The organism is Shinella sp. BE166, assembly GCF_051201095.1.
Taxonomy (GTDB): Bacteria; Pseudomonadota; Alphaproteobacteria; order Rhizobiales; family Rhizobiaceae; genus Shinella; species Shinella lacus.
Genome location: NZ_JBPEHL010000017.1, coordinates 1 through 17478, shown reverse-complemented (window position 1 = coordinate 17478; position 17478 = coordinate 1). Strand labels below are relative to the sequence as shown.

The following is a 17478-nucleotide window of genomic DNA, read 5'->3' as shown; positions in this document are numbered from 1 at the left end:
TTAGGCCAGCGAACCCTTCGTCGAGGGAACGCGGCCTGCCTGGCGGGGATCGATCTCGGTCGCGGTGCGCAGCACACGCGCGACGGCTTTGAAGCACGTCTCCGAGATGTGATGGTTGTTGGCGCCGTAGATGTTCTGGATATGCAGCGTGATGCCGGCATGCTGGGCGAGCGCGTTGAAGAATTCGCGCACCAGCTCGGTGTCGAAGGTGCCGATTTTTGGCGCGGAGAAAGCGACGTTCCAGACCAGGAAGGGGCGGCCGGAAACATCCACCGCGGCGCGCGTCATCGTCTCGTCCATGGCGAGATCCAGCGAGGCGTAGCGGGTGATGCCGCGACGGTCGCCGAGTGCTTTCGCGATCGCCTGGCCGATGGCGATGCCGGTGTCTTCCACCGTGTGGTGATCGTCGACATGCAGGTCGCCTTCGGTCTTGATCTCCATGTCGATCAGCGAATGGCGCGAGAGCTGGTCCAGCATATGATCGAAGAAGCCGACGCCCGTCGAAATGGTCGATGCGCCGGTGCCGTCGATGTTGACGGCGACCGATACGGAGGTCTCGTTCGTCTTGCGCGAAACGCTGGCGGTGCGGCTCATTGCAGTCTCCGGTAATTTTACCGCCGCTCCTTAACAGGGCTCTTCATAAAACGCCAGTCTGCTGAGGCTTTCGGGAGGCAGGCCAAAAGCGCTCTGCCGGTTGCCCGGCAGTGGGTATAGGCCTTGAAAGAACGAAGCCGGCTTTCGCCGGCACCATTCACTTCTTTTTTGTCGAGCTTTCGCTGTTCTTGACCTGCGAACCCAGCGTCGGCGCGGCCTTTTCGACGGCCTTGTCCTTCTTGGGTTTTCGGGTTTCCTTGTTGCTGCGGACCTGACCTTTGGCCATTGCCGTTTTCCTCCAGTTGATGGGAGACCATAACCCACGCATCGTGGAGAGAAATCAAGGCCTTTTTTGAGCCGTACAATCCCTGATCGACGGCGCTGCGCAAACCGACGCGGCGCCACGTTTGCAATTGCGCAAACGCCGCTTACATAGAGGACAACGAGGCCGCCTCGCTGGCGGCGACACGCCCGGGATGCCGGGCCTTTGCAGGTCTATCCAAAGGTCTATCGATGAGTGAACACAATCCTTACGCTTCCATGCACGCCACGACGATCATCACCGTCCGCAAGGACGGCAAGGTGGTCATGGCGGGCGATGGCCAGGTGAGCCTTGGCCAGACGGTGATGAAGGGCAATGCGCGCAAGGTGCGCCGCCTTGCCAAGGGCGATGTGATCGCCGGATTTGCCGGCGCCACCGCTGATGCCTTCACGCTGCTCGAACGGCTTGAAGCCAAGCTCGAACAGTACCCCGACCAGCTGATGCGCGCTGCCGTCGAGCTTGCCAAGGACTGGCGGACGGACCGCTACCTGCGCCGCCTGGAAGCCATGATGCTGGTCGCCGACAAGTCCGTCACGCTGGCGCTCACCGGCAACGGCGACGTGCTGGAGCCCGAACACGGCACCATGGCGATCGGCTCCGGCGGCAACTATGCCTATGCCGCCGCCCGCGCACTGATGGACACGGACAGGTCGGCCGAAGACATTGCGCGCCGCGCCATGCAGATTGCCGGCGACATCTGCGTCTATACCAACCACAATGTCGTGGTGGAGACGCTGGATGCCGCTTGATCCCGCCCGGATCGGCTTTTCTCCCGTGGGAGAGAAGCATTACCCGCTGCTTCTCGCATGGCTGAACGAGCCGCATGTGCGAGAATGGTGGGGCGATCCCGACGAGGAAATCGGCTTCATCCGCGAGATGGTGGAGGGCAGGGACACGACGCGTCCCTTCGTCATCACCCTCGACGGGGAGCCGGTCGGCTATATTCAAGTCTGGTTTCTCGGCCACCACCAGAACGAGGAGTGGACGAAGGACAACCCCTGGCTCCTGGAGCTCGCGCCTGAGGCTGTCGGCGTCGATCTTTCGATCGGCCACGCGGACAAGCTTTCGCAGGGCATCGGCTCCGCGGCGCTTACCGCCTTCGTCGCCTATCTGCGTGGGCTCGGCCACGAGACCATCATCATCGACCCCGATCCCGCCAATGCGCGCGCGGTTCGTGCCTATGCCAAGGCCGGCTTCCGGCCGGTTCCGCAACTGGAAGGCCGCACCGGCGCCGAGGCGCTGATCATGCAATTCGACCCGAAAGCGAACGAGATACCATGACCAACTTTTCCCCCCGCGAGATCGTCTCCGAACTCGACCGCTACATTATCGGCCAGCACGACGCCAAGCGCGCCGTCGCCATCGCGCTCCGCAACCGCTGGCGCCGCCACCAGCTGGAGCCGGACCTGCGCGACGAGGTGATGCCGAAGAACATCCTGATGATCGGCCCGACCGGCGTCGGAAAGACCGAGATTTCCCGCCGTCTGGCGAAGCTTGCCGGCGCGCCCTTCGTCAAGGTCGAGGCCACCAAGTTCACCGAGGTCGGCTATGTCGGCCGCGATGTCGAGCAGATCGTGCGCGACCTCGTCGAGGTCGGCATCGGCCTGGTGCGCGAGAAGAAGCGCGCCGAGGTGACGGCCAAAGCCCATATGAATGCCGAGGAACGGGTGCTCGACGCCCTCGTCGGCGCCACCGCCTCGCCGGCGACGCGCGACAGTTTCCGTAAAAAGCTGCGCAACAACGAGCTGGACGACAAGGAAATCGAGGTCGACGTTGCCGATACCGGCGGCGGCATGCCCGGCGGTTTCGAGATTCCCGGCATGCCGGGCGCCAATATCGGCGTGCTGAACCTGTCCGAAATGTTCGGCAAGGCGATGGGCGGCCGCACCAAGAAGGTGAAGACGACGGTCAAGGACAGTTACAAGATCCTGGTCGACGACGAGTCCGACAAGCTGCTCGACAACGAGCAGATCCAGCGCGAGGCCATCCGCTCGGCCGAAAACGACGGCATCGTCTTCATCGACGAGATCGACAAGATCGCCGCGCGTGACGGCGGCATGGGCGCGGGCGTCTCCCGCGAGGGCGTGCAGCGCGACCTGCTGCCGCTGGTCGAAGGCACGACGGTCGCCACCAAGTACGGGCCGGTGAAGACGGACCATATCCTCTTCATCGCGTCGGGCGCCTTCCATGTCTCGAAGCCCTCGGACCTGTTGCCGGAACTCCAGGGCCGCCTGCCGATCCGCGTCGAGCTGAAGGCGCTGACGAAAGAGGACTTCCGCCGCATCCTGACGGAGACGGAGGCAAGCCTCATCCGCCAGTACAAGGCGCTGATGGAGACGGAAGGCGTCACGCTGGACTTCACCGAGGACGCGCTCGATGCGCTCGCCGATGTCGCCGTGCAGCTCAACTCCAGCGTCGAGAATATCGGCGCGCGGCGTCTCCAGACGGTGATGGAGCGGGTGCTCGACGAGATCTCCTTCGAGGCGCCGGATAAGCCGGGCAACAACCTCGTCATCGACGCGGAATATGTCCGCAAACATGTCGGCGCGCTGGCGGCCAATACGGACCTCTCGCGCTACATTCTGTGACGTTTCGGCACCGGTGGCGGCAGATGCCGCCGCCGGTGCCGGATTTTTGACGGGAAGGGGCCTCGACAGCAACGGTGTCGCGGCCTAGGTCATTGCCACGCCTTGGCATCATTCCGACATCATTGCGTTGCATCGGTCTCGCGCCATTCGCCGATATTGTGATCAGACGGGAACCGGAACCGTGCGACAGCTCATCCCTGTGCTTGCCCTAGCAGCCACCCTTTTTGTCCAGAGCCAGACCGTGGCGCTGGCGATCGACGTGGTGCCGTCCGGCAACCGCAATGCCGAGCAGCCGAACATTCCGGGCGCCTCGGTGCGCCGCACCAAGGCGGGAAAAACCTCCTTCGACGCGAAATACGAGAAGGTGCGCGATCTTCTCGCCAATGACGGCGAGCTGACCGGCAAGATCAAGTCGGTGGCCGGCAAATATGGCATCGACCCCATCCACATGGTCGGCGCCATCGTCGGCGAGCACACCTACAACGTCGACGCCTATGACCGGCTGCAGAGCTATTATGTGAAGGCGGCGTCCTATACCGGCTCTTTCCGCTTCGCCTATGACGGCGAATCCGTCGCGGATTTCGTCGATCGCCCCGAATTCTCGAAATGCGCCGACAAGAAGGGCTCCTATTCGCTCTGGACCTGCCGCGAAACGGTGTGGAACCGGAGCTTCAAGGGCCGCACGGTCGGCGGCACGTCCTTCCCGAACAACCGCTTCAGCGCGGTGTTCTTCCAGCCCTTCTATGCCGGCCAGACCTTTGGCCTCGGCCAGATCAACCCGCTGACGGCGCTGACCCTGACCGACGACGTCGCGCGCATTTCCGGCTACGAGCGGCTCGACGAGGCGGACGCGGCCAGCGTCTACAAGGCCATCATGGATCCGGACATCTCGCTCGCCTATATGGCCGCCTCGATTCGCCGTTCGATCGATGCCTACAAGAAGATCGCCGGCGTCGACATTTCGAAGAACCCGGGCCTGACGGCGACACTCTACAATATCGGCAACCCGGATGCCCGCGCCGCCACCTTCGCCGCCCGCCGCGCGAGCGGTGAGGCGACCTGGCCGGAAGAGAACTATTACGGCTGGCTGATCAACGACAAGCTGGCGGAGCTGCGCTCGCTGCTCTAACTTTCGCCTACCTGTCGGCCCAGTCTGTGCACGAGCCGAGCCCAAGGAGGCAGATCATGGACATGCGTCCCGAGCCGTTCGAACCGCCGGCGCCCATTCCGCGCACGGTGCCGCCGTCGAAGCTCGAGATCATCCGCACCGTGTTCCGCAATCCGCTGGAACTCTGGGGCGAGCCCTCCTATACGCTGCCCTGGATCATGACGAGTTTCTTCGGCGAGAAGACGCTGATCGCCAACGATCCCGGCCTCATCAAATACCTGCTCGTCGACAATGCGCAGAACTACAAGATGGCCGTGGTGCGCCAGCTCGTGCTGCGCCCGATCCTGCGCGACGGCCTGCTGACGGCCGAGGGCGCCGTGTGGCGGCGGTCGCGCAAGGCGGTCGCGCCGATCTTCACGCCGCGCCATGCCAAGGGTTTTGCCAGCCAGATGCTGGCGCAGTCGGAGAAATATGCCGAAAAATACGAGGGCGCCGACGGCACGATCTTCGATATCGGCAACGACATGACGGAGCTCGCCTTCGCCATCCTCTCCGAAACGCTGTTTTCCGGCGAGATCGTCACCTCCTCCAACAATTTCGCCGATGACGTGGACGACCTGCTGCACTCCATGGGCCGCGTCGATCCGATGGATCTTTTGCGCGCCCCCGCCTGGGTGCCGCGGATCACGCGGATCGGCGGCGCGAAGGTGCTTGGAAAATTCCGCCGCATCGTGCGCGATACGATGGAAATGCGGCAGAAGCGCATGGAAAGCGGTGCCGACAAGGCGCCGAACGATTTCCTCACGCTGCTCTTGCGTGCGGCGGGTCTGGATGGGCTCAGCATGGAGGAGATCGAGGACAATATCCTCACCTTCATCGGCGCCGGCCATGAGACGACGGCCCGCGCGCTCGCCTGGACGCTCTATTGCGTTTCCAACAGTCCGCATGTGCGCGACGCCATGGAGGCGGAGATCGACCAGGTGCTGGCGACGGGCGCCGATCCGGTGGAATGGCTGGAGCTGATGCCCTGGACGCGCGCCGCCTTCGAAGAGGCGATGCGGCTCTATCCGCCGGCGCCCTCGATCAACCGCGAGGCGATTTCCGACGACGTCTGGACGAGCCCGAAGGGCGAGCGGGTCGAGATCCCCAAGGATGTCACGATCCTCGTCATGCCCTGGACGTTGCACCGCCATTCGCTGCTCTGGCAGAAGCCGAGGGCCTTCATGCCGGAACGCTTCCTGCCGGAGAACCGCGACAGCATCCACCGTTTCCAGTACCTGCCCTTCGGTGCCGGCCCGCGCATCTGCATCGGCGCGACCTTCGCCATGCAGGAGGCGATCATCGCGCTCGGCGTGCTGATGCACCGCTTCCGCTTCGACATGACGGAGGATACGAAACCCTGGCCGGTGCAGCGCCTGACGACGCAGCCTTCTAACGGACTGGCGTTGCGGGTGACGGCTCGTCGGCGCGCTTCTTGCCCTTCTTGATCGTCTTGATCGAGGCGCAGGTCGCGTCCGGGTTCTTGCAGGGCTGGTAGACGACGATCTCGCTGCCGCTGCCGTCGTCCCAGACGGCCTGCACGGCGATCGTCTGCGCCTCGCCGGGCTTCAGGCCGAGATAGAGCCAGTTCTGGCTGTCGTCCGACGGCAGGTTGAAGGGCAGCTCCGGATCGCATTTGGCGAGCGGAAAACGCTGGTCGAGCGTCTCGGAATTGACCGAATAGCGGATTTCCGACAGCCGGCAATGCATGGTCTGCAAGGCGGTGAAATAGATGAGCTGCTGGTCGGCGAAGTTGCGGAACTGCACCCAGCCCGTCTGCTTGTTGGCATCCAGCATCGCCTTGTAGATCGAAACGGCCGGGATCTGCGCCTCGTACTGCTCTTCGTCCTCTTCTTGGGCCAGCGCCGGCAGGCTGCCGGCAAGAAGGGCCGCACCGAGAAGAAGCGCCGCGGCAAGCGGCTTTCGGGTGGAGAAATCGATCACTGGCAAGCTCCCCGTTCTTTCACCGCATGTCGCCGGTGGAATGGTGGCAATTGGTTCGGACATGCAATAACACCATTCCAGGCCGCTTTGAAAAGGCCTGGCAGGAAGTCCGGAAGAATTCTCGTGGCAGACCAGTTGTTACTCGGCATCGATACCGGCGGCACCTATACCGATGCCGTGCTCTACAGTGAAACAAGGGGCGTCATCGCCCGCGCCAAGGCGCTCACCACGCGCCACGACCTTTCGGTCGGCATTTCCGGCGCGGTGGAAGCGGTGCTGGCCGAGGCGAAAGCCCCGGTTTCCGCCATCGGCCTCGTCTCGCTGTCCACCACGCTCGCCACCAATGCGCTTGTCGAAGGCCAGGGCGGCCGCGCCGGCCTGGTGATGATTGGCTTCGGCCCGGAGGACCTGAAACGCGACGGGCTTGCCGATGCGCTCGGCAACGATCCGGTGCTGTTTTTGCCCGGCGGCCACAATGTGCACGGCAACGAGACGCCGCTCGACATGACGGCGTTGGACGAAGCGCTGCCGACCCTGTCGCAGAATGTCTCCTCTTTCGCCGTCGCCGGCTATTTCGCCGTGCGCAACCCGGCGCATGAAGTGCGGGTGCGCGACCGAATCCGCGCCGTGTCGCACCTGCCCGTCACCTGCAGCCACGAACTCTCCTCCAAGCTCGGCGGCCCGCGCCGCGCGCTGACGACCCTGCTCAATGCCCGCCTCGTCTCGATGATCGACCGGCTGATCGGCGCCTGCGAGGATTATCTGGAACGCCGCGGTATCCATGTGCCGATGATGGTGGTGCGCGGCGACGGCGCGCTGATCTCGGCGGCCGAGGCACGGCTTCGCCCGATCGAGACGATCCTCTCCGGCCCCGCCGCAAGCCTGGTCGGCGCGCGGCACCTGACGGGGCTGGACGATGCCGTCGTCTCCGATATCGGCGGCACGACGACGGACGTGGCCGTGCTCGACAAGGGGCGGCCGAAGCTCGACGCGGAGGGCGCCGTCGTCGGCGGCTACCGCACCATGGTCGAGGCGGTCGCCATGCGGACCTTCGGGCTCGGCGGCGATTCGGAGGTGCGCATCAATGATCGCGGCCTGAAGGCGAAGATCGATCTCGGCCCGCGCCGCTTCCTGCCCTTGAGCCTCGCCTCCGCGCTGCACCCGGATGCCATCATTCCCGTGCTGGAGCGCCAGCTCCGGACGCCGCATATGGGCCGCCACGACGGGCGTTTTGCCGTGCGCACCGGCGTGCCGGAGCGGCTGGCGAGCGGCCTCCAGCCGCAGGAACAGGCGCTTTACGAAAAGATCGGCGCGGTGCCGCTGCCGCTCGACGGGCTGCTCGTCACCACGCTGCAAAAGGCGACGCTCGACCGGTTGGTCGCCCGCGGCCTCGTGCATCTCTGCGGCATCACGCCGTCGGATGCCATGCATGTGCTCGGCGGCCAGGGCCAGTGGGATGCCGCGGCCGCCCGCCTCGGCCTGGAGCTTGCCGCGCGCACCAAGGACGGCACCGGCCGGCCGATCGCCGAAAGCCCGGAAGTGCTGGCGCGCCTGCTGGTCGACCGGCTCACCCGCCAGTCGGCGGATGTCATCCTCTCCGCCTGCCTTGCCGATGACGGGGCGGCGATCGATCCGGCCAATTCCATCTCCATCGACCGCGCGCTGCATCGCGCGCACGGCATCGTGAAGTTCCGCATCGCGCTCGACCGGCCGCTGGTCGGCCTCGGCGCCTCGGCGCCAGTTTACTATCCCGATATTGCCGAGATGCTCGGCGCGCAGTCCTCCATTCCGGCGGATGCCGGCGTGGCGAATGCCGTTGGCGCCGTCGTCGGCCAGGTGCGCACCGTCGTCACGGTCTTCGTGACCATGCCGGACGAGGGCATCTTCATCGTCAATGGTGCGGGCGAGAGCGTGCGCCTCTTTGACGAGGCCGCCGCCTTTTCGCTTGCCAAGGAGCGGGCGATGACGGCGGCGTTGCATGCCGCCCGGGCCAATGGCGCGGACGAGCCGGTGGTGACGCTCGGCGAGGAGATCGACGCGCCGGAAGTGGAGGGCAGCCGCAAGCTCGTCGAAGCGCGTTTTACCGCCACGGCGAGCGGCCGGCCGCGCATTGCGGAAGAGGCGTAAAACGGACGAAAGGTATGATTTTATCCGATCGGGAATAAATTCTTTATGTCATTGCCGAATTGACTATGAATGAAAGCTCCGGAAAGTGACAGCATTCGGGATACTCCCCCATCGTCCCGTCATTCGGAGCCTTTTCAGATGACTTATACCGACAAAGCCGGTCTTTCGATCGACAGCGCCCTTCACGACTTCATCGTCACGGAGGCCCTTCCCGGCACGGGCGTGGACGCAGAACGTTTCTTTGCCGATTTTTCCGCCATCGTGCATGACCTCGCGCCGGAAAACCGCGCGCTGCTGGCGAAACGCGACGCGCTGCAGGAGAAGATCGACGCCTGGTATCGGGCCAACGGCGCGCCGTCGGACATGGCGGTCTATGAAGCGTTCCTGCGCGAGATCGGCTACCTGCTGCCGGAGGGCGGCGAATTCCAGGTGACGACGGAAAACGTCGATCCGGAAATCGCCAGCCTCGCCGGCCCGCAGCTCGTCGTGCCCGTCATGAATGCGCGCTACGCGCTGAACGCCGCCAATGCACGCTGGGGTTCGCTCTATGATGCGCTCTACGGAACGGATGTTATCCCGGAAACGGACGGCGCGGAAAAGGGCAAGGGTTACAATCCCAAGCGCGGCGAAAAAGTCATCGCCTGGGCCAAGGCCTTCCTGGACGAGGCCGCACCGCTGGCCGATGCCCGCTGGGCCGATATCACCGGCATCGAGGCCGGCGCGGAACTGCGCCTTACGGCCGGCGACCGTGCCGTCTCGCTGAAGCGGCCGGAGCAATATGCCGGCCATGCGGAGCACGAGGACTGGCGCCATGTGCTTCTCAGGAACAACGGTCTCGGCATCGAGATCCTCGTCAACCGCGACTGGGAGATTGGCAAGACCGATCCGGCCGGTATAGCCGGCGTCAATATCGAGGCCGCGCTGACGACGATCATGGACTGCGAGGATTCGGTCGCCGCCGTCGATGCTGAGGACAAGGTCCTCGTCTATCGCAACTGGCTCGGCCTGATGAAGGGCGATCTGAAGGAAAACGTCCGGAAGGGCGGCGAGACGATCGAACGCAAGCTCTACACTGACTTTACCTATACCGCGCCGGACGGCTCGCCCTTCGCGGTCAAGTGCCGCTCGCTGATGCTGGTGCGCAATGTCGGCCACTTGATGACCAATCCGGCGATCCGCGACCGCGAGGGCAACGAGGTTCCGGAAGGCATCATGGACGCCATGGTGACGGCACTTATCGCGCTGCACGATATCGGCCCGAACGGCCGCCGCAAGAATTCGCGCGAAGGCTCGATGTATGTCGTCAAGCCGAAGATGCACGGGCCGGAAGAGGTCGCCTTCGCGTCGAAGCTGTTCGGTCGCGTCGAGGCTGCCGTCGGCATGGCGCCGAACACCATGAAGATGGGCATCATGGACGAGGAGCGCCGCACGACGATCAACCTCAAGGAAGCGATCCGCGCCGCCAAGGAACGCGTCGTCTTCATCAATACCGGCTTCCTCGACCGCACCGGCGACGAGATCCACACCTCGATGGAAGCGGGCCCGATGATCCGCAAGGGCGATATGAAGCAGGCCGCCTGGATTTCCGCCTACGAGAACTGGAACGTCGATATCGGCCTGGAATGCGGGCTTTCCGGCCATGCGCAGATCGGCAAGGGCATGTGGGCCATGCCGGACCTGATGGCCGCCATGCTGGAACAGAAGATCGCGCATCCCAAAGCCGGCGCCAACACCGCCTGGGTGCCGTCGCCGACGGCGGCGACGCTTCATGCCACGCACTATCACAAGGTCAATGTCGCCGAGGTGCAGGCGGCGCTCCGGTCGCGCCCGCGGGCAAAACTCTCGGATATCCTGTCGGTGCCGGTCGCCGTGCGGCCGAACTGGACGCCGGAGGAAATCCAGCGCGAGCTCGACAACAATGCGCAGGGCATCCTCGGTTACGTCGTGCGCTGGGTCGACCAGGGTGTCGGCTGCTCCAAGGTGCCTGACATCAACAATGTCGGCCTGATGGAGGACCGCGCCACGCTGCGCATCTCCGCCCAGCACATGGCGAACTGGCTGCACCACGGCGTGGTGACGGAGGCGCAGATCGTCGAGACGATGCAGCGCATGGCCGCTGTCGTCGACGGGCAGAATGAAGGCGACCCGCTCTACCAGCCGATGGCCGGCAATTTCGACCGTTCGATCGCCTTCCAGGCGGCCCTGGAACTGGTGCTCAAGGGCCGCGCGCAGCCGAACGGCTATACCGAGCCGGTCCTGCACCGCCGCCGTCTCGAACTGAAGGCCGCAAACGCCTGATAAATCGGCCTGATAAAATAAAAAGAAGCCGCCGGATCGCTCCGGCGGCTTCTCCCTTAAGCGGATTTTTTCCGCTTACTGCTGGACGACGACGCGGGCGCCTTGGCCGGGACGCACGCGCTTGTAAAGGTCGATGATGTCCTGGTTCATCAGGCGAATGCAGCCGGACGATGCGGCCGTGCCGATGGACGCCCATTCCGGCGTGCCGTGCAGGCGGAACAGCGTGTCCTGGCCCTTCTCGTTGAAGAGATAGAGCGCGCGCGCGCCGAGCGGGTTCTTGAGACCCGGTCCCATGCCGTCCTTGACGTAGCGTGCGACGTCGGGCTTGCGGTCTGCCATTTCCTGCGGCGGATGCCAGGTCGGCCATTCCTGCTTCCAGGCAATGTAGGCCTCGCCCTTCCAGGCAAAGCCCGACTTGCCGACGCCGATGCCGTAGCGCACGGCCTTACCGCCGGGCAGCACGTAATAAAGGAAACGGTTCGGCGTGTTGACGATGATCGTGCCGGGCTTTTCCTTCGTCGCGTAATCGACGATCTGCCGGTGGAACTTGGTGTTCACGCGGGCGATCGGGATCGCCGGCAGAGCATAGCCGTTGTCCTCAACAGGGCCATAATCCGCGGTAAAGATAGCATTGGTTGCCACCTTTTCGCCCGGAAGGGACGTGGAGGAGGAGCATCCGGCGAGCGTGACGGCTGCTGCGAGGCCGCACAGAAGGAGGGCATTGCGGAAGCGCATGTGATTCTCTTGAATAGGGATTAAGAAGTTCCGAGACGCGGAACTTTTATCGACTATGGTTTATTTTCGATTAAACCAGTCAATGCAAGTCTGTGCGCTCCGGTGCGGGCTCCAGGCAAAGCAAAAAGACGGGTGATTGTTTTTTTGCAACAATAATGCCCGCCGATCGACCGCTTTCGCCGCATCCGTGCCATGCCAAGCACGCCTGCGCGGCCCGTTCAACGGTCTTCTCGCCCGCTGGCCCGAAGCCGCACAGGAACCGCCGGGCGCAGTTAACGGAGTCTTCCCGGCGCCGCGAATCAGGAGGCCGCCTTAACTTTTTCTCCGGCCGCAGAACCCGTCGGCCCGATTTCGCGATAAAATGCGATTCGCCGAGGTTGGACCCTATGACGATCGTTTCCATTCACAATGACAATCCGCTGCTCGACGGCCGCCAGTCGGACCGCGCCATGATGGTGCGCCGCGGCGTGCAGCGCATGCTGACGGAGATGCGCCATGCGGTGCTGCCCGAGCTGACGCTTGCCAGCGGCCGGCGCGCCGATCTCATCAGCCTGTCCGACAAGGGCGAGATCTGGAACGTCGAGATCAAGACGTCGATCGAGGATTTCAAGGTGGACCGCAAATGGCCGGATTACCGGCGCCATTGCGACCGGCTGTTCTTCGCCACCCACAAGGAGGTGCCGCTCGACATCTTCCCCGAGGATTGCGGCCTGATCCTGTCGGACGGCTACGGCGCGCATATGCTGCGCGAAGCGCCGGAACACCGCCTGCCGCCGCCGACGCGAAAGTCTGTGACCTTCGCCTTCGCCCGCGTCGCCGCGGGCCGCCTGCTGCTGGCGGAATTTTCCATGGATGCCCGGCGCGACGGGCCGGACATGTCCGCCATCGTCTCGGGAAGGCGCGACGAGCCCGCTTGAGGGTTATTTCGGCGCGCGCTTTGCCAGGATGCGCTGGAGCGTGCGGCGGTGCATGTTGAGGCGGCGCGCCGTCTCCGAAACGTTGCGGTCGCACATTTCATAGACGCGCTGGATATGCTCCCAGCGCACGCGATCCGCCGACATCGGGTTTTCCGGCAGTTCCACCCGCTCGCCCGGGCGCTGCGTCAGCGCGGCGAAGATGTCGTCGGCGTCCGCAGGCTTGGCGAGGTAGTCGACCGCGCCGAGCTTCACCGCGTTCACGGCGGTGGCGATATTGCCGTAGCCGGTCAGCATGATGATGCGCGTGTCGTCGCGGCGCTGGCGGATGGCGGCGATCACGTCGAGGCCGCTGCCGTCGCCGAGCCTCAGATCGACCACCGCATATTTCGGCGGGTTCGTCTTGGCCTTGGCGATGCCTTCCGCCACCGATTCGGCGGTGTCGACGGTAAAGCCGCGCGTCTCCATGGCGCGCGCGAGGCGGCGCAGGAACGGGCCGTCGTCATCGACGACGAGAAGCGAAGGGTCCGGCCCGATATCGTCGGTTGCCGTGATGGGTGTATCGCTGTTTTCTGCCATTTTTCGTCTTCCGGGGCCGATTTTCGTCCATTCTTGATCAGGATCAGCTTATCACCCGTAAGATGAGGCGGGTAAAGTCATTTTGCACCCTTTGCCTCCATGCGCGCCCGCGGCCAATCGACCGACACACGTGCGCCCGGCCGGTCGCCGGTGCGGTTGCCGAAGGTCAATTTGGCGCCGGAGCGTTCCAGCAGCGTCTTGGCGATGAACAGCCCCAGCCCCAGCCCGCCCGCCCGCTCGTCGCGCTGGCGCTTGGTGACATAGGGATCGCCGATGCGCTGGAGAATATCCGCCGCATAACCGTCGCCGTCGTCCTCGATGACAATAGTCACCCGTTCCGCCGTGTGGCTGACTGTAATGGTCACCTCCTCGCGCGCATGGTCGACGGCGTTTTCCAGAAGATTGCCGAGGCCATAAAGGATGCCGGGATTGCGGTTGCCAACCGGCTCGCTCGCCCGCTCGCCGTTTTCCACCAGGTTGAGCCGGATGCCGAATTCGCGATGCGGCGCCAGCACCTCTTCCAGAAGCGAGGATAGCGGCAGCACCCGCATATGCGCCTCGTCCTCGGCCGACAGCGTGGTGAGCCGGCGGAGAATATCGCGGCAACGCTCGCTCTGGCTGCGCAGCAGCTGCACATCCTCGCGAAACCGGTCGTCCGTGCCGAGCTCGCGCTCCATCTCGCGCGCCACGACGCTGATCGTGGCGAGCGGCGTGCCGAGTTCATGCGCCGCCGCTGCCGCGAGACCATCGAGCTGCGAGAGGTGCTTTTCACGCTGGAGGATGAGTTCGGTCGCCGCCAGCGCATCGGAAAGCTCGGCCGCCTCGCGTGATACGCGATAGGAATAGAAGGCGGCAAAAGCCGTGGTCGAAACGATAGCGAACCACAGGCCGGCCGTCAGGATCGGCGGAACGATGAGCACGGTGCCGGGAAACCACGGCAGCGGAAACGGCGTGAAGGCCATCGCCGTAATGCCGAACACCGAGAGCAGCCCGAGCGGCAGGCTGAATCGGATCGGCTGCAGCGAGGACGAGATGATGACGGGCACGCAGACGAGCGGGGCGAAGGGATTGGCCAGCCCGCCGGTGATGAAGAGCAGCGCCGTCAGCTGGCAGAGGTCGAAGGCGAGCAGCAGGAAGGCGGAAAGCGGCGTCAGCCGGTGCGCCGGCGGAAAGCGCACCGCGAGGAAAAAGTTCACCGCCGCCAGAAGCGCGATCAACACGGAGGCCGGCAGCAGCGGCAGCGGAAATTCGAGCCACAGCCCGACGACGATGACCGTGATCGACTGCCCGGCCACCGCCAGCCAGCGCAGCCGGATGATCGTCTCGAGGCGCAGGCGCCGGCCGGAGCCCTCGAAGTCGATATCCTGATAGAATGCCATCCTGCCGTCCTTTCCGCTCTTTTCCTATCATGTGCCGCGCGGCTTGACGCGCGTCGTCGGCATGGCCTCGGCCGGGTCCTCCGGCCAGGGGTGCCTCGGATAGCGCCCGCGCATGTCCGCGCGCACATCCCGCCAGGAGCCCGCCCAGAAACCGGGAAGGTCGCGCGTCGTCTGGATCAGCCGGTGCGCCGGCGATTGCAGTTCGAGAAGCAATGGCAGCCGCCCGCCCGCGACGGACGGATGCTGCTTCAGCCCGAACAGTTCCTGCACGCGGATCGCCAGGACAGGCTCGTCGCCATCGTAGCGGATCGGGTGGCGCTGGCCGGTCGGCGCCTCGAAATGGGTGGGCGCCAGCCGCGCGAGATCGCGCTGCACCTCATAGGGCACCAGCGCCATCAGCCCCTCCTGAAGCCGTGCGGAGGAAATATCGTCGATGCCGCGTGCCGTTTCCTGGAAGGGCACGAACCAGGTTTCGAGCGCGGCGAGCAGCGCGTCGTCGCTTGTATCCGGCCAGGGTTGGCCGATCGAGCGATGCAGGAAGCCGATCCGGTCGCGCAGTTGCGCCGCCTCGCGGGAAAACGGCAGGACCTGGATGCCGAGCTGGCGAACACCATCGGCGAGCGCCAGCGCCGACTTCGGCCCGCTCGGCTTAGGAAGGGGCGTCTCTTCAAGGATCATCGCGCCGAGGCGAACCACTCTTCGCGCCCGCACCTGCCGGCTGGCGCGGTCGAAGACGCACTGGTCCTCGCGCACGATCTTTTCCGCAAGCCCGGCTTCCACCTCGGCGCGGTCGATTTCCGCTGCGGCAAGAATGCGCTGGCGCCCGGCCTGTCCGGTGAGATCGGCCACGACGATCATCTCCGCTCCGGCAAGCCGCTCGGTCTCTGGCAATTCGGCGCCGCGCCCGTTTGCCATGACGAACCGCCCCCGGCCGCTCCGTTGCAGGGCGACCCGATCGGGAAAAGCATGCAGCAGCAGCGCGCCCGGCATGCTCGCAGCACTCCCTTTGGCCTTGCCGAAACCGTCCGCCATGCGCTGCGCCAGCCGCCGCGCCGCCTCCGCGCGTTCGCCGCGCTCGTTGGAAAAGCGCCGCAAGCGCTCCTCAATGTCGATGGCCGGGCCGCCGAGCCCCTGTTCGGTGAGCAGCACGGCAAGCCGCGCGGCCGCAGCCTGTTCGCCATCCTCCGCCGCATGCAGGATCATCGCGGCCAGCCGCGGCGGTAGCGCCAGCTCACGGATGCGCTTACCGGCCGGCGTCAGCGCGCCGGCCTCGTCGAGCGCGCCGAGCAGGCGCAGCAGGTTGCGCGCCTCTTCCACCGCCGCCGCGGGCGGCTGGTCGACGAGGCGAAGCGCGGCGGGATCGCTCACCCCCCAATGGGCAAGGTCGAGCATGAAGCCGGAAAGGTCGCCCGAAAGGATCTGCGGCAGCGTGAAGGCCGGCAGCGCCGCCGTCTGCCCGGCATGCCACAGCCGGATCGCGATGCCCGGCTCCGTTCGCCCGGCGCGCCCGGCGCGCTGGTCGGCGGAGGCGCGCGATACACGCACCGTCTCCAGCCGCGTGATGCCGGTCGCCGCCTCGAAGACCGGCAGGCGCTGCAGGCCGCTGTCGATGACGATGCGCACGCCGTCTATGGTGATCGAGGTTTCGGCAATCGACGTTGCCAGCACGATCTTTCGCATGCCGGCAGAGGTGGGCTGGATCGCGGCGTCCTGTTCCTTCTGGCTCAGGTTGCCGAAGAGCGGCACCACCGTCGTCTCCGCCCCGAACCGGCCGTCAAGCCGCTCCGCCGTGCGGGTGATCTCGGCCTGTCCCGGCAGGAAGGCGAGGATCGACCCGCTCTCCTGGCGATGCGCCTCTATAATGGCGCGCGCCATACTATCCTCTATGCGCTCGCCGGCCGGCCGGTCCTGGTAGCGGACGTCCACGGGAAAGGCGCGCCCCTCGTTGACGATCGCCGGCGGATGGTCGAGCAGCGCGGACACGCGCTCCACATCGAGCGTCGCTGACATGACGAGGATGCGCAGGTCCTCGCGCAGCGCCGCCTGCACGTCGAGCGCCAGCGCCAGGCCGAAATCCGCATCGAGCGAACGCTCGTGGAATTCATCGAAAAGCACGGCGGAAATGCCGGGCAATTCCGGATCATCGAGGATCATGCGGGCGAAAACGCCTTCCGTCACCACCTCTATACGGGTCTTCGCGGAAACGCGGTTGTCGAGCCGCATGCGGTAGCCGACCGTGTCGCCGACCCGTTCGCCGAGAAGGGCGGCCATGCGGCCCGCCGCCGCGCGCGCCGCCAGCCGGCGCGGTTCGAGCAGGATGATCCGCCCGTCGCCCCGCCAGGCCTCGCCGAGAAGGAAGAGCGGCACCAGCGTCGTCTTGCCGGCGCCGGGCGGCGCGGAAAGCACTGCGCGTGTCCCCGCGGCAAGCGCTGCACCCAGCGCAGGCAGCGCCTCGGTGACGGGCAGGCGCGGCAACGTATCGATGACCGACGCCATTCCTAGAGAAACCCGTCGGTGAAAGTGGCGCCTATATAGAGGGCGGACATGCGTCTCTCCGGTCTCGTTTCCCTGCCTGAATAGCCCGCCGGCGGTGCCGAGAGAAGAGGCGCATAAAGACCGCGCGGGGAGCCGGAACGTCCGTCATGGTTTTGTCATGCGGTTTTACCGTTTGGACAAGATTTTTGCCGGTGTTTCGATGCCCCCAAGGCGGGCAGGCGTTAACCAAAACAAGAAAGCTCTATCTTTTCAACACGTTATCACTTTTTTGATTTTTCTTGTTTTGAGCTGTTGACGTGTTCGTATAGGTGGGCTTATAACCCGCTCATCGAACGAGAGCGGCGGCGCTTCTGGC

At 65.0% G+C, this 17478-nt stretch carries 16 protein-coding genes; 8 read left to right on the top strand and 8 right to left on the bottom strand.

Annotated elements, in window-relative coordinates:
* Both hisB and J2Y63_RS28760 read right to left on the bottom strand, forming a co-directional pair.
* Window positions 1-594, bottom strand: a complete 594-nt coding sequence (hisB, locus tag J2Y63_RS28765) for an imidazoleglycerol-phosphate dehydratase HisB (protein ID WP_256120408.1) — start codon at window positions 592-594, stop codon at window positions 1-3.
* Window positions 595-751: 157 nt separating this feature from the next.
* The gene (locus tag J2Y63_RS28760) at window positions 752-880 is read right to left on the bottom strand and encodes a hypothetical protein (RefSeq protein WP_256120407.1); all 129 of its coding nucleotides are present in this window, start codon (window positions 878-880) and stop codon (window positions 752-754) included.
* A 227-nt stretch (window positions 881-1107) separates the two neighbouring features.
* Here J2Y63_RS28760 and hslV point away from each other — a divergent pair, with 227 nt between their 5' ends.
* From hslV to J2Y63_RS28735, 5 genes are all read left to right on the top strand, one after another.
* On the top strand, window positions 1108-1665 hold the full coding sequence (gene hslV / locus J2Y63_RS28755) for an ATP-dependent protease subunit HslV (protein WP_256120406.1): 558 nt from the start codon (window positions 1108-1110) through the stop codon (window positions 1663-1665).
* Window positions 1655-2197: a GNAT family N-acetyltransferase gene (locus J2Y63_RS28750; protein ID WP_435268927.1), complete on the top strand. Its 543-nt coding sequence runs from the start codon at window positions 1655-1657 to the stop codon at window positions 2195-2197. The genes hslV and J2Y63_RS28750 overlap by 11 nt, the downstream gene beginning before the upstream one ends.
* The gene (hslU, locus tag J2Y63_RS28745) at window positions 2194-3504 is read left to right on the top strand and encodes an ATP-dependent protease ATPase subunit HslU (RefSeq protein WP_435268926.1); all 1311 of its coding nucleotides are present in this window, start codon (window positions 2194-2196) and stop codon (window positions 3502-3504) included. Before J2Y63_RS28750 ends, hslU begins: the two co-directional genes overlap by 4 nt.
* 193 nt (window positions 3505-3697) lie before the next feature.
* Window positions 3698-4633 (top strand): DUF1402 family protein, encoded by a 936-nt coding sequence (locus J2Y63_RS28740; RefSeq protein ID WP_435268998.1) that lies wholly within the window; start codon window positions 3698-3700, stop codon window positions 4631-4633.
* Between the two features lie 56 nt (window positions 4634-4689).
* Window positions 4690-6099: a cytochrome P450 gene (locus tag J2Y63_RS28735; protein WP_435268925.1), complete on the top strand. Its 1410-nt coding sequence runs from the start codon at window positions 4690-4692 to the stop codon at window positions 6097-6099.
* Here J2Y63_RS28735 and J2Y63_RS28730 read toward each other — a convergent pair.
* Window positions 6044-6595, bottom strand: coding sequence for a hypothetical protein (locus tag J2Y63_RS28730; protein ID WP_435268924.1), 552 nt, complete (start codon window positions 6593-6595; stop codon window positions 6044-6046). The genes J2Y63_RS28735 and J2Y63_RS28730 overlap by 56 nt on opposite strands.
* A 123-nt stretch (window positions 6596-6718) precedes the next feature.
* On the opposite strand from J2Y63_RS28730, the gene J2Y63_RS28725 reads away from it, so the two are divergent.
* Both J2Y63_RS28725 and J2Y63_RS28720 read left to right on the top strand, forming a co-directional pair.
* Complete coding sequence (locus J2Y63_RS28725) at window positions 6719-8722, top strand: hydantoinase/oxoprolinase N-terminal domain-containing protein (protein WP_435268923.1); 2004 nt, start codon at window positions 6719-6721, stop codon at window positions 8720-8722.
* A gap of 138 nt (window positions 8723-8860) precedes the next feature.
* Window positions 8861-11020, top strand: coding sequence for a malate synthase G (locus J2Y63_RS28720; protein WP_435268922.1), 2160 nt, complete (start codon window positions 8861-8863; stop codon window positions 11018-11020).
* Between the two features lie 75 nt (window positions 11021-11095).
* Here the strand turns inward: J2Y63_RS28720 and J2Y63_RS28715 are convergent, their stop codons facing one another.
* Together J2Y63_RS28715 and J2Y63_RS28710 are read right to left on the bottom strand one after the other, a co-directional pair.
* Complete coding sequence (locus tag J2Y63_RS28715; RefSeq protein ID WP_256120399.1) at window positions 11096-11755, bottom strand: L,D-transpeptidase; 660 nt, start codon at window positions 11753-11755, stop codon at window positions 11096-11098.
* Window positions 11756-11834: 79 nt separating this feature from the next.
* A complete protein-coding gene (locus J2Y63_RS28710; protein WP_435268921.1) occupies window positions 11835-12158 on the bottom strand; it encodes a hypothetical protein in 324 nt (107 codons plus the stop codon).
* On the opposite strand from J2Y63_RS28710, the gene J2Y63_RS28705 reads away from it, so the two are divergent.
* Window positions 12142-12672 carry an MmcB family DNA repair protein gene (locus J2Y63_RS28705; RefSeq protein ID WP_435268920.1) on the top strand — a complete coding sequence of 177 codons (531 nt, stop codon included), beginning with the start codon at window positions 12142-12144 and terminating at the stop codon, window positions 12670-12672. The two genes, J2Y63_RS28710 and J2Y63_RS28705, sit on opposite strands and share 17 nt — an antisense overlap.
* Before the next feature lie 3 nt (window positions 12673-12675).
* Here the strand turns inward: J2Y63_RS28705 and J2Y63_RS28700 are convergent, their stop codons facing one another.
* From J2Y63_RS28700 to hrpB, 3 genes are all read right to left on the bottom strand, one after another.
* A complete protein-coding gene (locus tag J2Y63_RS28700; protein WP_256120397.1) occupies window positions 12676-13248 on the bottom strand; it encodes an ActR/PrrA/RegA family redox response regulator transcription factor in 573 nt (190 codons plus the stop codon).
* A 77-nt stretch (window positions 13249-13325) separates the two neighbouring features.
* Window positions 13326-14627 carry an ActS/PrrB/RegB family redox-sensitive histidine kinase gene (locus tag J2Y63_RS28695; RefSeq protein WP_256120396.1) on the bottom strand — a complete coding sequence of 434 codons (1302 nt, stop codon included), beginning with the start codon at window positions 14625-14627 and terminating at the stop codon, window positions 13326-13328.
* Between the two features lie 27 nt (window positions 14628-14654).
* Window positions 14655-17123: an ATP-dependent helicase HrpB gene (gene hrpB / locus J2Y63_RS28690; protein ID WP_435268919.1), complete on the bottom strand. Its 2469-nt coding sequence runs from the start codon at window positions 17121-17123 to the stop codon at window positions 14655-14657.
* Window positions 17124-17478 lie beyond the last annotated feature (355 nt).